The organism is Streptomyces lateritius, assembly GCF_014649715.1.
GTDB lineage: Bacteria > Actinomycetota > Actinomycetes > Streptomycetales > Streptomycetaceae > Streptomyces > Streptomyces lateritius.
The window spans coordinates 34,766-50,287 of record NZ_BMTO01000016.1; the positions used below are offsets into that span (position 1 = coordinate 34,766).

Consider the following 15,522-nt stretch of genomic DNA (forward strand, 5'->3'; position numbering starts at 1 on the left):
GCCGACCGGGCCGCGGCCGTCCTCCGTTCAGGGGGCTGTGGGCGCTCGGCGTATCGGGGCCGCTCGCGTCCGGGAACAGCCCTCTCATGACCTCCGAGACCACCTCCGCCCCAGACGTCCCGGCCGCCCCGGCGGCCCCGGACGCCCCACGGCCCGTGCGCACCTGGGCCGTCGACGACCTGCCCGCGCTGGAATTCGACCCTCTGCTGACCGAACTGCTCGCCGAAGAGCCGGTGGCCAGGATCCGGCTGCCCTTCGCCGCCGAGAACGAGGCCTGGCTGGTGACGCGGTACGAGGACGTCCGCGCCGTCACCTCCGATCCGCGATTCAGCCGAACGGCCCTGCTCGATCGCATGGTCACCAAGATGACCGGCCACATGGTCGCCTCGAAGGCGGCCCTGAACTACGCCGATCCGCCGTACCACACGCAGCTGCGCAAGGCGGTGACCAAGACGTTCACGGGCCAGAACACCAAACGGCTGCGTCCGTTGGCGCAGGCGACCACGGACCGGCTGCTCGACGCGATGGAGGAGGCCGGCCGCCCCGCTGATCTGATGAGGCATCTGCACGGGCCGCTGCCGATGGCGGTCGTATGCGACCTGCTCGGCATCCCCGAGGAGGACCGCGCCGAGCTGGCCTCCTGGCCCGATCTCATCCTGTCCTCGGGCCCCGGACCGGAGAGCAGCAAGGCGGCCAAGGCCCAGATCCACGGCTACATCACCCGGTTGCTCGACCAGCGGCGCGCGGAGCCGCGCGACGACCTGGCCGGGGAGCTCGCCGAGTCCCTGGCCGGGGGCAGGATCAGCACCGACGAGGCCGTCTCGCTGGCCATGGCGATCCTGATCAGCGGTGCGCACGCGGTCCGCAACAACAGCGCCAACATGGTGTACCTGCTGCTCACCCGCCCGGATCTGACGGCTCGGCTGCGGGCCGAGCCGGAGCTCCTGCCGCAGGCGGTGGACGAGCTGCTGCGCTGGATCCCGCACCGCAACGGCGTGGGGCTGCCGCGGATCGCCACCGAGGACGTCGAGATCGGCGGCGTGCTGATCCGAGCGGGTGAGGCGGTGTACGCGTCCTACCTCGCGGCCAACCGTGACCCGTCGGTCTTCGAGGACCCGCACGAGGTCGACTTCGACCGTACGGGCACGGGGCACGTCTCCTTCGGCCACGGGCCGCACCACTGCATGGGGGCGATGCTCACCCGGATGGAGTCCGAGGTGATGATCTCGACGCTGCTGCGGCGGTATCCGGAGCTGCGTCTGGCGGGCCGGCCCGAGGACGTGGTCTTCCAGTCGAAGGGCCTCATCCGCGGCCCGAGGGAGCTGGTCGTCACCTGGTGACGCCAGGACGCGGACGGGAGCCCGCCGCGCGGACCGGGTCGAACACGGTCCACGCGGCGGGCTCCGCCGTTCGGGGGCCGGGCGGCCGGTTCCCCTACTCCTGGGCCGTGTCCGGAACGTAGCGCCGTCTGCCCGCAGGGCAGGGCCCGCGGCGTCCGGTGCGTGCGATCGCGAGGCGGAGGATCACCCTCGTACCGGGCGTACTCGGGTGATCCCGACAACGCGGCGAGCGTGCGTGCCAGGCGTCGCGGGCCAGGCGGGACGTTACGGAACCCGGCCTAGTGCGTCCGGTCGTACGCCTCGGTCAGCTCGCGGCAGCGCTTGACGTCTCCGGCCATCGCCTCGAGAAGGTCGTCCAGGGTGGCGAACTTCAGCATCCCGCGGACGTAAGCCAGGAAGTCGACGGCGACGTGCAGGCCATACAGGTCGAGCCCCTCGCGGTCGATCGCGTACGCCTCGACCGTCCGCTCCGTGCCGTCGAACTGCGGGTTCGTGCCGACCGAGATCGCGGCGGGCATCCGCTCGCCCGCGGCGGTCAGCCACCCCGCGTACACGCCGTCGGCCGGGACGGCGGTGTGCGGCAGCGTCTCGACGTTGGCCGTCGGGAAGCCGAGCTCACGACCGCGCTGGGCCCCGCGGACCACGATCCCCTCGACGCGGTGCGGCCGGCCGAGGATCTCGGCGGCGCCCTCCATGTCGCCCTCGGCGACCAGTCGGCGGGTGAGCGTGGAGGAGAAGGGCTCGCCGCCGCCGGCCGTACCGCTCACGTAGAGGTCGACGACCTCGACCTCGTAGTCGTAGGTGGCGCCGAGCTCCGCCAGGAAGTCGACATTGCCGGCAGCCCGGTGTCCGAAGCGGAAGTTGGGGCCCTCGATGACGACCTTGGCGTGCAGCTTGTCGACGAGCACCTTCACGATGAAGTCCGCCGGGGAGAGCTGCGAGAACTCGGCCGTGAACGGCAGCACGAGCACCGCGTCCACGCCCAGCTCCGCCATCAGCTCCGCGCGGCGGTGGTGCGGGGCGAGCAGCGGCGGGTGGCTGCCGGGGCGCACGACCTCGGAGGGGTGCGGGTCGAAGGTGACCACGACCGTGGGAACGCCCAGCTCGCGGGCGCGCTCCACCGCCCGTCCGATGATCAGTTGGTGCCCGCGGTGCACACCGTCGTAGGAGCCGATGGTGACAACACTGCGCCCCCAGTCCTGGGGGATGTCCTCCAAGCCACGCCAGCGCTGCACTGTGACCGCTCCTCGTCCGCCTGTACGTCCGTCGCCTGATTACGCAGGTCTAAGACTGCCATGCTCACGCCGCTCGGTTCGCATCGGCATGGAACTCACGAGAGCCCGGAGGGTACGGAGCGTGCTCGGACCGACGACGACGGCCCATTCGTCCGGATCGGCATCGAGCCAGCCGGTCAGCTGCGCGGCGAATGCGGGGAGTTCGCGTGCGAGGTCGACGAGCCGCCGGTCGAGGCAGGTCGCGCCCTCCGGGGTGCGGACGAGGAGGAGTCCGGCGCGCAGGACGATCTCCCGGGTGCGCACCTCGGGGCGCCGCTCGCAGTCGCGGGCGGCGGCCCGCAGCAGGGCGTCGGGGACGGACAGGTCACGCCGTTCATCGCTTCCGTCCCGCCCGCCGTCCTGTCCGTCCTGTCCGTCTCGCTCGTACGTGAGGAGTACGTCGAGCAGTTCGCCGCGCAGGTACCGGGAGGCGCCCGTGCCGGGCGCCGCGAGGACGGGGGCGAGCGAGCCGCGGACCTGTGCGGGGCCGCCGTGGATGAGGGCGGTGACCAGGGGGAAGAGAACGGCCCGTGCGGCCGGGCCCTCCTCGAGACGGCGGTCGACGTAGGCGGCGGCGTGTCCCGCGCCCTCGGGGTGGCGGTCGACGTACGCGCGGACGAGGGCGGCGGCCCGGCGGGCGAGGGCGGGGGTGGTGACCTCGGCGACTGCCCGCAGGATGTCGCCCGCCTCCTCCCCCGGCCGGCCGAGCAGGCGGGTCCGGAAGGCGGCCAGCACCGGTTCGGGGTGGTCGGCGAGGGCGGCGGCGAGGGCGCTCACGGGCACTCGGGGATCGGCGAGATGCTCGGGGCGGGTGAGGGGGTCGCCCAGGAGGAGGGCGAGGGCGGGGCCGTGCAGCGCGGTGTCGTCGGGGCGGGCGAGCAGGGCGAGGGCGGCGTAGCGCAGGAGGGCGCGGTCGGAGCCGGTCGTCGCGTGCCGGGCGACCATGCCTCCGTAGGTGGCCGCGGCGGCCCGGCGCTCGGGCCGGCCGTCGTCGTGCGCCCAGCGGTCCACGGCCCGGCACATGGCGGACGGCTCGTCCTCGGCGAGGGCGCCGAGCAGTCCGTCGGCGAGCGGATGGGTGGTGGCGACGAGCGCTTCGCACAGGTCGTCGACGGCCAGATTCCGATGTGTGTGCAGCAGCGCCTGCGCGGCGGTGGCGACGGTCGCGTGGGGCGCGGCGGCGAGAGGCCGGTCGTCGGCGAACCAGCGGCAGAGCAGCGGCTGTACGCCTCGGGGCTCGGCGACGAGTCGGGCGGCGACGGCGTCGAGGAAACGGGGTGTGGCGTGTGCGGGGACCAGCCGCCGCAGCAGGTCGAACCGCTCGTCCTCGCCGATTCGGAGGGCCTCCCAGAACGGGGGCCCGAAGGGCGCGAACGCGTCCCCGTCCCCCGTGGGGGGCACGGCGGCGACGCGGTCGGCGAGGCGACGCAGAACGGGAAGGTGGGCCCGCGGCTCGGAAACCCGCAGCAGCGTCTCGGCGAGCAGGTGCCCACCCCACCATGCCCCGTCCGTGTCACCGAGCCCGCTTTCGGCAAGCCGCCCGAGCGCGTCGACCATCCCCTCGAGCCGTGGCGCGAGAGCCGCGGGCCCCCGCTCCCGCCCCAGAAGCAGCAGCGCTTGGAGCACCGGCCCCATCCGATGCCGCGGCACCGGCAGGGCCGGCGGGGCCTCGGCATCGGAGCCGCCCGCCGCAGGGCGTGGGTTCCCGTCGCCGGACCGGCCCGGGGCGGCCCGCCGGGACTCCTGCCCGTAGCGGGGCGGTGCGGAGTCGAGACCGCCGGGCACGGGATCGCGGACCGAGCCCAGCCCGCCAGGGGCGGCGCCTCTCGGCTCCGGCAGCGGGCGGGGTGCGGTCCCATGGGGGATCAAGGTGCGCAGGGCCTCGTCGACGTCCAGGTGGGCGGCCTGGAGCCAGTCGGACAGTTCCTCGTGGGCGAAGCGGTAACCGGAGCCGGCGGGGACGAGGAGGCCCTCGGTCAGGGCGGCGGAGGCCCAGCCCGTCCTCCAGGGGAAGATCTCCTCGAAGGACTCGCGGTCCAGTTCGCCCTGGCCGGGGCCGAGGCAGCGGCGGGCGGCCTCGTGGACCTGGCCCGCGACGCGGGCCGCGAGTCGGCGGACGGCGGTGCCCCGGGCAAGGGGGCGGGAGCCGGCGGCGATCCGTACCGCGACCCGCAGGCACATCAGATCGACGTAGGCCTGGAAGATCTCCTCCCGGCAGGGGCGGCCGGGCACCTGTCCGGGCAGCGCCTCCCGGACCTCCGCCAGCAGCCGCAGCGCGAGCGGGTGCCGGGCGTCGGCGTCCGCCAGATCGGCGGCGGTGAGGCCGTACCGCTCGCGCGCCACCCGCGCCTCGTGCTCGGAGAGTTCCCCGAGCACGACCTCCGCACCGCGGTGCAGCGCGGCCCGGCTGTACAGCGGGGCCGCCTGCTCCCAGTGCTCCGGACGGCAGCCCAGCACGAGGCGGACGCCGTGGGTCCCCAGCCAGCGCTCGGTCCCCTGCGTCCATGCGGCGAGCCGGTGGGCGAGCCGCGGAGGCATCTCCTCCGGGCCGTCCAGGATCACGAGCAGCGGGCGGCCCGCCGCACGGGCGAGCGCCGCGGCCCGTTCCGGCGTGGCGGCAGTGACGTCACCGCAGGCTCCTGAGGCGGCGACGATCCGGCCGGCCTGGCCGAGGGCGCGGCCCACGGCGTCGGCGACCGAGGCATCCTCCGCCCGGAGATCGGCGCCGCGCAGCCAGACCGTGGGAGCCGGGGCGGAGCCGAGGGCGCGGCGGGCGCAGTGCGCGGCAAGCGCGGTGGTACGGCCGGTGCCGGGCGCGCCGACGAGCGCCAGGACCCTGGCCTCACCGGCGGCGAACGCGGAGAACTCCCGTACGACCGCGTTCCGTTCGACGGGGTCGGCCCACGCGCGCGGAGCGCCGGCCGACCCGGTGGACGTGGCCGTCAGCTCCAGCACGCCCGCCAGGTTGAGATCGGGCCCGTAGCAGGGAACGGTGGCGGCGCTGCGTCGCAGCAGAGCTTCCAGCGCGCCGACCGACGCCAGGGGCACCGCGTATCCGGCGGCGTGGCGCGCGCCTCGCAGCGCGGTGCCGAGAACGGCGACCACGGCTCCGGTGGCGGGGTCCACGACGGGCCCGCCCGCCGCCTGCCCGCCGAGCCGCAGCGCCTCGGCCCCTTCGGTGCCGATGGCCAGCTCCAGGGCGTCGCCGATCGGGTGGAGACCGTCGACGGCGATGTACGTGACGGCCGCGGGGCCCAGGACCCGCGCCTCCCGCCAGCCGTGCGCGGCGATCCGTACGTATGTGCCCGGCTCGATCTCCGTCCGGGCCGTGATCGGCAGCGGACGCGCGCCGAGCCCCTCGGTCCGTACGAGGGCGAGACCGGCCTCGGGCAGGGCGGTGACGGCGTCGGCCCCCGTGCGACAGCAGGCTCCGCCGGAGGCGGAGCCGGGGCCGTACGGGTCGGCCAAGGCGTGCAGGACGAGGCTCGCGAGCCCGTCGACGGCCTCGTGGCTGGTGACGACCGTCCCCCGGTCGTCGGCGACGAACCCCGTTCCGCGCGGTCGGCCCGCCGGATCGCAGATCCGTACCAGCGTTCCCAGGTCACCGCATGCCATGGTGTCGACGTTAGGTCGGCGGTGATCACCCCGAGAACCACACCTGGCCAACGCGCCCCCGCGCGCTCCCCGTTTCACTCCGAGCGCCGGCCCGAAGGAGTGATGGAACGGAGCTGGGCGGACAGACAGTGCCCGGAGGGGGACCGTGGAGCGGGCACGCGCGCGTGCCCGCTCCACCACACCATCCCCGAGAACCGGCCTCAGCCGAAGACGGCCAGGCTCTTGGCCTTGCCCCTCTGGTCCTCCACGAGCGCGAGAAGGCGCCCCTCCGGTCCGAAGACGGCCACCGGCCCGGCCGGGTACGACGGCATCTCCAGGCGGACGCCGTTGAGGAGCAGCTTGGCCCGCTTCTCGTCGACGTCCCAGCGGGGGAACGCCGCCGCGGCCGCGTCGGCGACCGGCATGACCGTGAGCTCCTCCTGGAGCTGGTCCAGGGTCCGGGCGGAGTCCAGCTTGTAGGGGCCGACCCGGGTGCGGCGCAGCGCGGTCAGATGACCGCCCACGCCGAGTCCGGCGCCGAGGTCCCGGGCGAGCGCCCGGATGTACGTACCGGAGGAGCAGACGACCGAGACGACGAGGTCGACGACCGCCGTGCCGTCCTCGGCGACCGCTTCCCGCACGTCGTACACCTGGAAGGACGAGACCGTCACCGGACGGGCCGGGATCTCGAACTCCTCGCCGCCGCGCACCCGTGCGTACGAACGCTTGCCGTCGATCTTGATGGCGGAGACCTTCGACGGCACCTGCATGATGGCGCCGGTCAGCTCCGCCACGCCCGCGTCGATACCCTCGCGGGTCACCTTGGAGGCGTCCACGGAGGCGGTGATCTCACCCTCGGCGTCGTCGGTGATCGTCGTCTGCCCGAGCCGGATCGTGCCGAGGTACTCCTTCTCGGTCAGCGCGAGGTGACCGAGCAGCTTGGTCGCCCGCTCCACGCCGAGGACGAGGACGCCGGTGGCCATGGGGTCGAGCGTGCCGGCGTGGCCGACGCGCCGGGTCCTGGCGATCCCGCGCATCTTGGCCACGACGTCGTGCGAAGTGAAGCCCGACGGCTTGTCGACGACGACAAGCCCGTCGGGCGTCTTTCCTGCGTTGCTCATTCGGCGGTGGTGCCCTCTTCGTCCTCGTCACCGGGCTTGCGGTACGGGTCGGCCTCGCCGGCGTACTTCGCGCCCGAGGACACCTCGCGCACCTGCGCGTCGGAGGCCCGCGCCTTGTCGAGAAGGTCCTCGATGGTCTTGGCGGTCTCGGGGAGGGCGTCCGCGACGAAGGTCAGGGTCGGCGTGAACTTGGTCCCCGCCGCCCGGCCCACCGCGGAGCGCAGTACGCCCTTGGCGCTCTCCAGGCCCGCCGCGGCGCTGGCCCGCTCCTCGTCGTCTCCGTAGACCGTGTAGAAGACCGTGGCCTCCCGCAGGTCGCCGGTGACGCGGGTGTCCGTGATGGTCACGTGCGTACCCAGGCGCGGGTCCTTGATGCCGCGCTGCAGCTTCTCGGCGACCACCTCCCGGATGAGGTCCGCCAGCTTCTTCGCCCGCGCGTTGTCGGCCACTGGTCCTTCTCCTTCTTTGCCTTGCTCAATCAGTCTTCATCAGTGTGGAGCCTGCGTCGCACCGACAGCAGCTCCACCTCGGGCCGTGCCGCGACCAGCCGCTCACAGCGGTCGAGCACGTCCGATACGAACCCCGGGTCCCCGGCCACCAGCGCGACGCCCAGCCGGGCCCTGCGGTGGAGGTCCTGGTCGCCCACCTCGGCCGCGCTCACGGAGAACTTGCGCTGGAGCTCGGCGACGATGGGCCGGACGACGGAGCGTTTTTCCTTCAACGAATGGACGTCGCCGAGGAGCAGATCGAAGGACAGAGTCCCCACATACATGTGTGCCCGGATGTCCCGCCGGTTCGGGTTCAGGTGGCCCCGCCATCGACTTGGCAGGGACACAAGAACCGTACACGCAACGGCCGGGGCCGATCGACGGAATAAGTTCCGCCGACCGGCCCCTGCTCACTGCGGTGATCGGACGCGATCAGGCGCGCGGCTTCTCGCGCATCTCGTACGTCGCGATGACGTCGTCGATCTTGATGTCGTTGAAGTTTCCGAGGTTGATACCACCCTCGAAGCCTTCGCGGATCTCGGTGACGTCGTCCTTGAAGCGGCGCAGACCCTCGATGTTGAGGTTCTCCGCGATGACCTTGCCGTCGCGGATGAGTCGCGCCTTGGTGTTGCGCTTGACCTCTCCGGAGCGGATGAGGACACCGGCGATGTTGCCCAGCTTGGACGAGCGGAAGACCTCGCGGATCTCCGCCGTACCGAGCTCGACCTCTTCGTACTCCGGCTTGAGGAGGCCCTTGAGCGCCGCCTCGATCTCCTCGATGGCCTGGTAGATCACCGAGTAGTACCGGACGTCGACGCCCTCGCGCTCCGCCATCTGCGCGGCACGGCCGGCCGCACGGACGTTGTAGCCGATGACGATGGCGTCGGAGCCCATCGCCAGGTCGATGTCGGACTCGGTGACCGCACCCACACCGCGGTGCAGGACCCGGATGTCGACCTCTTCACCGACGTCGAGCTGGAGCAGCGAGGACTCGAGAGCCTCGACCGCACCGGACGCGTCGCCCTTGATGATGAGGTTGAGTTCCTGGACCAGACCGGCCTTGAGCACCTTGTCGAGGTCCTCGAGGGACACCCGGCGGACGCGCTTGGCGAAGGCGGCGTTGCGCTCACGCGCAGCGCGCTTCTCGGCGATCTGACGGGCCGTACGGTCCTCGTCGACCACCAGGAAGTTGTCGCCGGCGCCCGGCACGTTGGTGAGACCAAGGACCAGGACGGGAGTCGACGGGGTCGCCTCCTCGACGTTGTTGCCCTTGTCGTCGAGCATCGCCCGGACACGGCCGTACGCGTCGCCGACGACCATCGTGTCGCCGATGCGCAGCGTTCCGCGCTGGACCAGGACGGTCGAGACGGCACCGCGACCGCGGTCGAGGTGGGACTCGATCGCAATACCCTGCGCGTCCTGGTTCGGGTTGGCCCGCAGGTCGAGCGAGGCGTCCGCGGTGAGGACCACGGCCTCGAGCAGGGAGTCGATGTGCAGACCCTGCTTGGCGGAGATGTCGACGAACATCGTGTCGCCGCCGTACTCCTCGGCCACCAGACCGAACTCGGTCAGCTGACCGCGGACCTTGGTCGGGTCCGCGCCCTCGACGTCGATCTTGTTGACCGCGACCACGATCGGCACACCGGCCGCCTTGGCGTGGTTCAGCGCCTCGATCGTCTGCGGCATCACACCGTCGTTGGCCGCCACCACGAGGATCGCGATGTCGGTCGACTTCGCACCACGGGCACGCATGGCGGTGAACGCCTCGTGACCCGGGGTGTCGATGAAGGTGATACGACGCTCTTCGCCGTTGACCTCGGTACCGACCTGGTACGCACCGATGTGCTGCGTGATGCCGCCGGCCTCGCCCGCGATGACGTTCGTCTTGCGGATGGCGTCGAGCAGTCGGGTCTTACCGTGGTCGACGTGACCCATGACGGTCACGACCGGCGGACGCGAGACCAGGGCCTCTTCGCCGCCCTCGTCCTCGCCGAACTCGATGTCGAAGGACTCGAGAAGCTCGCGGTCCTCCTCCTCCGGGCTGACGATCTGGACGGTGTAGTTCATCTCGTCGCCGAGCAGCTGCAGCGTCTCGTCGGAGACGGACTGCGTGGCCGTCACCATCTCGCCGAGGTTCATCATCACCGCGACGAGCGACGCCGGGTTGGCGTTGATCTTCTCGGCGAAGTCGGTGAGGGACGCACCGCGCGACAGGCGAATGGTCTCGCCGTTGCCGCGAGGCAGCATCACGCCGCCGACCGACGGGGCCTGCATGGCCTCGTACTCCTGGCGCCTCTGCCGCTTCGACTTGCGACCGCGACGCGCGGGACCGCCGGGACGACCGAAGGCGCCCTGCGTGCCACCACGGCCACCCGGACCGCCGGGACGGCCACCGAAGCCGCCGGGACGACCGCCGAAGCCGCCGCCACCGCCGCCGGGACCACCCGGACGACCGCCGCCGCCACCGCCGGGACCACCGGGACGACCGGCGAAGCCGCCGCCGCCACCGCCGGGACCGGCCGGACGGCCGGCGAAGCCGCCGCCGCCGGGACGACCGCCGCCGCCTGCCGGACGACCACCGGGGCCACCGGGGCCACGGCCGCCGGGGCCACCACCGGGACGCGGGCCGGCAGCGGGACGCTGCGGCATCATGCCCGGGTTGGGACGGTTACCGCCGGGCGCGCCGCCCGGACGGGGAGCCTGCGGACGAGGCATGCCACCGGGGGTGGGACGGGCACCGCCCTGACCCTGCGGACGCGGGGCGCCGCCGGGGCCACCCTGCGGGCGCGGGGCGCCCGGAACGGCACCGGGGCCGCCGGGACGGGGAGCGCCGCCACCCGGACGGGGCGCCTGCGGGCGCGCCATTCCGGTGGAGCCACCCGAGGTGAAGGGGTTGTTGCCCGGACGGGGACCGGCCGGACGTGCGCCACCGGGACGCGGAGCGCCCTGGCCCTGGGGACGCGGGGCACCCTGGCCCTGCGGACGCGGCGCGCCCTGACCCGGACGGGCGGGACGCTCGCCGGCGGGACGCGGGCCCGGGGTACCGCCACCGGCACGCGGACCGGCGGCCGGGGCCGACGGGGGCGCGGTGAACTCGGGGGCGGCCGGAGCCGGCGTGACCGGCTTGGGCGCGGGCTTCGGGCCCGGGCGGGGGCCCGAGGCGGCCGGAGCCGGAGAGGGGGTGCTGCTCGTGGGCGCGGCCGGAGTGACCGGCGCCGCGGGCGCGGCGGGGGCCGGCTTGGGAGCCGGTGCGCCGGGCTTGGGGGCAGCGGGACGTGCCGCGGCGGCCGGGGAGGGCGCCGAGGGCTTCGAGGGGGCGGCCTTACGAGGCGCGCCCGGCTTGGCAGCGGACTTGCCGGCGTTGCCGCCGGGCCCCTGCAGTGCATCAGTCAACTTGCGCACGACCGGCGCCTCGATCGTCGAGGACGCCGAACGGACGAATTCACCGAGTTCTTGGAGCTTGGCCATGACGACCTTGCTCTCCACGCCGAACTCCTTGGCGAGTTCGTATACCCGGACCTTAGCCACTTCGCTCCTTTTAGGTCCGGTTACCGCCGGACCGTCGCTACTTCATGGGCGTACTCATCGCGTACTCATCGAGTGCTCATCGCAATCTCGACCTACTTCCAACTCGCGAGGTACCTGACCGCACGGTCTGGTAATCCGTGCCGTACTTCTTCTTACGGTGCCGCCTGCTCGACGAACTGTCGTACCGACGCCGTTTCGAGCGGTCCCTGGGCCTTGAAGGCCCGGGGGAACGCCCGGCGGCGGACCGCCAGGTCGAGACAGACCGAGGCGGGGTGCAGATACGCACCCCGGCCGGGCAGCGTACCGCGATGATCGGGGACGCATGCACCCTCGACCGCCACGATGCGCAGCAGATCGCTCTTGGCCGCTCGCTCCCGGCATCCCACACAGGTTCGTTCAGGGCACGCTCGGGCATGCGTCCGGCCAGACACGCTTAAGTCTACCTCCCCGTAACGACCTGACCCGTGCGGGGCAGGAATCGAACGGTCGTTTGTCGTGATCTCGCTGTAGCACAACGTCACCACAGCGCGATCCATTCCTCGGGTCCGCTCAGCGGTGGTCGCGCTCGTCGTCGCCGGACGGCAGCTCGGTGTCCGGACGGATGTCGATGCGCCAGCCGGTGAGACGGGCGGCCAGACGGGCGTTCTGCCCCTCCTTGCCGATCGCCAGCGAGAGCTGGTAGTCCGGCACGGTCACCCGGGCCGAGCGGGCGGCCAGGTCGACGATCTCGACCTTGGAGACCCGGGCCGGGGACAGCGCGTTGGCCACCATCTCGGCCGGGTCGTCGGACCAGTCGACGATGTCGATCTTCTCGCCGAGCAGCTCCGCCATGACATTGCGCACGCGGCTGCCCATCGGGCCGATGCAGGCGCCCTTGGCGTTCAGGCCCGAACGGGTGGACCGGACGGCGATCTTGGTGCGGTGACCGGCCTCACGGGCGATCGCCGAGATCTCCACGGAACCGTCCGCGATCTCGGGGACCTCCAGCGCGAAAAGCTTCTTCACCAGATTGGGGTGGGTGCGCGACAGAGTGACGGACGGACCGCGGACACCCTTGGCCACCCGGACGACGTACGTACGCAGCCGAAGGCCGTGCGTGTAGTCCTCGCCCGGCACCTGCTCCTGGACCGGAAGGATGGCTTCCAGCTTGTCGTCCAGCCTGACGAGGACGTTCTTCGGGTCCTTGCCCTGCTGCACCTGACCGGCGACGATGTCGCCCTCGCGGCGCGCGTACTCGCCGAACGTGACGTCGTTCTCGGCGTCCCGCAGTCGCTGCTGGATGACCTGGCGGGCGGTGCTCGCCGCGATCCGGCCGAAGTCCGACGGGGTGTCGTCGAACTCCTTGGGCTCCTGGCCCTCCTCCAGCTCGGAGGGGTCTTCCTTCGCCCACACCGTCACATGACCGGTGTTCTTGTCCAGCTGCGCGCGCGCGTGGCGGCGGGCGTCGGGGGTGCGGTGGTAGGCGATGAGGAGGGCCGACTCGATCGCCTCGACCAACAGGTCGAAGGAGATCTCCTTCTCTTGTGCCAAGCCCTTCAGGAGCTTCACGTCGATGTCCACGGCTACGCCTCCTCTTCCTTCTTGTCCTTGCGGTTGAACTCGATCTCGACACGCGCCTTGGCGATGTCGGCGAACGCGACCCGGCGGGCGGTGGGCTTGCGCCCCTTCACGCCCGGCACTTCGAGGTCGAGGCCTTCGTCGTCCACGGTCAGGATCCGGGCGATCACCTCGTCGCCGCCCGCGGCCTCGGCCAGCTGGAGCTTGACCAGCCGGCCGGTGGCCCGCACGTAGTGGCGGTGCTGGGTGAGCGGACGGTCGGCGCCGGGGGAGCTGACTTCGAGGACGTACTCGCCCTCGCCCATCGCGTCCGTCTCGTCGAGCTTCTCGGAGATGGCGCGGCTCAGCTCGGCGCAGGCGTCGAGTTCGACGCCCTCGTCCGAGTCGACGATGACCCTCAGCAGTCCGCGGCGGCCGGCCCGGGACACTTCGATCTCCTCGAGATCGAGGTCCTTCGCGTGGACGAGCGGCTCCAGGAGTCCGCGCAGCCTGTCGCTCTGGGTCGTGCTCATCCGGGTGACTCCTCGGCCGCGTGTGCTGTTGTGGGTTCGTCGCGTGTCAGACCAAAGGGTATCCGGTCCCGGGGGGTGTTGCCGTCCACCGGCCCGAGGGGCGCGGGTACGCTCGCTCGCGGGTGATCTTCGACCGAGGCCGAGGGAGTGGACGTGGGGCGCACGGGGACAGTAGGCAGACGCGCGCTCCTGACGGCCGGCGCGGTGGCGCTGGCCGGCTGCACCTCCGACGCCGGCGGTGAGCGGCCGAAGGCGCCGAGCGCCGCCGAACGGGCGGCCCGCGCCGAGGCGCGGCGGCGCCTCAGGTCGGTGGCCACGGCCGAGGCCCTGCGGGAACGTTACGACGCGGTGCTCGCCGCGCACCCTGCGCTGTCGGCCCGGCTGGGCCCGCTGAGGGCCGCGGCCGCGGCGCACGCGACGGCCCTGGGCGAAGGGGGTACGGGCGCGCCCGTGACGCCTGTCGACGGAAGGACCGGACAGACCGCGCAGACCGGAAAGACCGGAAAGAACGTTCCGGCGCCGACGCCCACGGTCTCCGGTCCTTCCGCGCCCCCGGTCGCCGCCGATCCCGCCGTCGCCCTGAAGGAGCTGGCCGCGGCGGCCAGGAAGACCGCCGACACCCACACGGACGCGCTGCTCGACGCGCCGCCCGAGTACGCCCGGCTGCTCGCCTCGGTGGCGGCCGCCGCGGCGGTCCACGCCTATCTGCTGACCGAAGGGGGCCGGGGATGAGCGCCCTCGAAGCGGCCCAGGCGGCCCTCGCCGCCGAACACGCGGCGGTGTACGGGTACGGGGTCGTCGGCGGCCGGATCGGCGAGGAGCGGCGCGCGGAGGCCACGGCGGCGTACGAGGGCCACCGGGCCCGGCGGGACGCGCTGCGCAGGACCGTACGGGACCTGGGCGGCGAACCGGCGGCGTCGGCGGCCGGCTACGAGCTGCCGTTCGCGGTGCCGGACACGGCCGCGGCCGCGCGCCTCGCGGCGGTCCTGGAGGACCGGCTCGCCGGGGTGTACTCCGATCTCGTACGGGCCGCGGAGGGGCCGCTGCGGCGGGAGGCGGCCGCCGCGTTGCGCGAGGCGGCGGTACGGGCCGTCCGCTGGCGTGGCACCGGCGTAACCTTTCCTGGGCTCGCCGAGCGGGTCCGAGTCCGGCCCTGACCGGGCACCGGTACCGCGGAAGGAACAACGCACGCATGGGTTTCGAACCGCCGCAGCGACTGGTGCGGGCGCTCGGCGAGACGTACGGGGACGCGATCGCGGCCGAGTGGCTGGGGAAGCTCCCCGAGCTGACCCAGGACGCGCTGGGCCAGGCCTTCCTGACGACCGAACGGGTGGTGGCCCCCGGCGGCCGGAGCAGCCTGGTGCTGCTCGTACGGCGCTCCGACGACTCCCCGGCCGCGCTGAAGATCGCCCCCGCGTTCGCCCGGCCGGATCTGGAACGGGCCGCGCTGGTGCACTGGAACGGCTGGGGAGCGGTGCGGCTGCTGGAGGCGGGCGAGGGCGGTCCGCTGGTGCTCGAACGGCTGCAGCCGGATGTGTCGCTGCGGTCCCTGCCGGAGGCGAAGGCACTTCTGGAGGCGGCCGGGACGGTACGGAAGCTGTGGGTCGAGCCCCCGGTGGACCACGGCTTCGAGTCGGTCGCCGCGCGCACGGCCCGCCAGGCGATCGCGATGGCGGAGTACGGCGCCGACGCCGACGCCGGCGCGCTGACCGCCGCCGCCCTCGCGGCGCGCGAGGAGCTGGTCGCCCACTCCCCCGAGGCACTGCTGCTGCACGGCTGCTTCCGGCAGGGCAAGGTCCTGTCCGGCGAACGGGGACCGTGGCTCGCCGTGGGGCCGGAGCCGCTGGTCGGTGAGCGGGCCTACGACCTGGCCCGCCTGGTGCGGGACCGGGTCGAGGACCTGGTGGCCGCCTCGGCGGGGGCCTCGGCGGCCCGCAGGCGGATCAACAAGCTGGCGGACTCCCTGGAGGTGGACCGGGAGCGGCTGCGCGGCTGGACGCTGTTCCGCGCGGTCGAGTCCGCGACGCGGGCCCTGGCGGCGGGGCGGCGCCAGGACGCGGAGCTGTTGCTGGAGTTCGCGGGCTGGCTGTAGGGGCATACCCTTGCTG

The 15,522-nt window shown here is 73.1% G+C and carries 13 protein-coding genes; 4 read left to right on the forward strand and 9 right to left on the reverse strand.

What is annotated here, in order from left to right; translation table 11 throughout:
• Positions 1–86 precede the first annotated feature (86 nt).
• On the forward strand, positions 87–1,340 hold the full coding sequence (locus IE136_RS28185) for a cytochrome P450 (RefSeq protein WP_158991088.1): 1,254 nt from the start codon (positions 87–89) through the stop codon (positions 1,338–1,340).
• Positions 1,341–1,618: 278 nt separating this feature from the next.
• Here the strand turns inward: IE136_RS28185 and IE136_RS28190 are convergent, their stop codons facing one another.
• From IE136_RS28190 to rimP, 9 genes are all read right to left on the reverse strand, one after another.
• The gene (locus IE136_RS28190) at positions 1,619–2,575 is read right to left on the reverse strand and encodes a bifunctional riboflavin kinase/FAD synthetase (RefSeq protein ID WP_158991086.1); all 957 of its coding nucleotides are present in this window, start codon (positions 2,573–2,575) and stop codon (positions 1,619–1,621) included.
• A gap of 39 nt (positions 2,576–2,614) precedes the next feature.
• Entirely contained in the window at positions 2,615–6,229 is a 3,615-nt protein-coding gene (locus tag IE136_RS28195) for a trypsin-like peptidase domain-containing protein (RefSeq protein ID WP_189601753.1), read from the reverse strand.
• A gap of 200 nt (positions 6,230–6,429) precedes the next feature.
• On the reverse strand, positions 6,430–7,329 hold the full coding sequence (gene truB, locus IE136_RS28200) for a tRNA pseudouridine(55) synthase TruB (RefSeq protein WP_158991082.1): 900 nt from the start codon (positions 7,327–7,329) through the stop codon (positions 6,430–6,432).
• Entirely contained in the window at positions 7,326–7,778 is a 453-nt protein-coding gene (rbfA, locus tag IE136_RS28205) for a 30S ribosome-binding factor RbfA (protein WP_158991080.1), read from the reverse strand. Before rbfA ends, truB begins: the two co-directional genes overlap by 4 nt.
• A 29-nt stretch (positions 7,779–7,807) precedes the next feature.
• On the reverse strand, positions 7,808–8,101 hold the full coding sequence (locus tag IE136_RS28210) for a DUF503 domain-containing protein (protein WP_056644720.1): 294 nt from the start codon (positions 8,099–8,101) through the stop codon (positions 7,808–7,810).
• Between the two features lie 148 nt (positions 8,102–8,249).
• A complete protein-coding gene (gene infB, locus IE136_RS28215; protein ID WP_158991078.1) occupies positions 8,250–11,345 on the reverse strand; it encodes a translation initiation factor IF-2 in 3,096 nt (1,031 codons plus the stop codon).
• Positions 11,346–11,497: 152 nt separating this feature from the next.
• The gene (locus IE136_RS28220) at positions 11,498–11,776 is read right to left on the reverse strand and encodes a YlxR family protein (protein ID WP_158991076.1); all 279 of its coding nucleotides are present in this window, start codon (positions 11,774–11,776) and stop codon (positions 11,498–11,500) included.
• Between the two features lie 118 nt (positions 11,777–11,894).
• Entirely contained in the window at positions 11,895–12,905 is a 1,011-nt protein-coding gene (nusA, locus tag IE136_RS28225; protein WP_158991074.1) for a transcription termination factor NusA, read from the reverse strand.
• A gap of 2 nt (positions 12,906–12,907) precedes the next feature.
• Positions 12,908–13,414 carry a ribosome maturation factor RimP gene (gene rimP, locus IE136_RS28230; RefSeq protein ID WP_158991072.1) on the reverse strand — a complete coding sequence of 169 codons (507 nt, stop codon included), beginning with the start codon at positions 13,412–13,414 and terminating at the stop codon, positions 12,908–12,910.
• A gap of 153 nt (positions 13,415–13,567) precedes the next feature.
• On the opposite strand from rimP, the gene IE136_RS28235 reads away from it, so the two are divergent.
• Genes IE136_RS28235 through IE136_RS28245 form a run of 3 tightly spaced genes read left to right on the forward strand, consistent with a single transcriptional unit; the run spans position 13,568 to position 15,506 of the window.
• Complete coding sequence (locus IE136_RS28235) at positions 13,568–14,146, forward strand: hypothetical protein (protein ID WP_158991070.1); 579 nt, start codon at positions 13,568–13,570, stop codon at positions 14,144–14,146.
• Positions 14,143–14,571 (forward strand): ferritin-like domain-containing protein, encoded by a 429-nt coding sequence (locus IE136_RS28240; protein WP_158991068.1) that lies wholly within the window; start codon positions 14,143–14,145, stop codon positions 14,569–14,571. The genes IE136_RS28235 and IE136_RS28240 overlap by 4 nt, the downstream gene beginning before the upstream one ends.
• A gap of 35 nt (positions 14,572–14,606) precedes the next feature.
• The gene (locus IE136_RS28245; RefSeq protein ID WP_189601754.1) at positions 14,607–15,506 is read left to right on the forward strand and encodes an aminoglycoside phosphotransferase family protein; all 900 of its coding nucleotides are present in this window, start codon (positions 14,607–14,609) and stop codon (positions 15,504–15,506) included.
• Positions 15,507–15,522 lie beyond the last annotated feature (16 nt).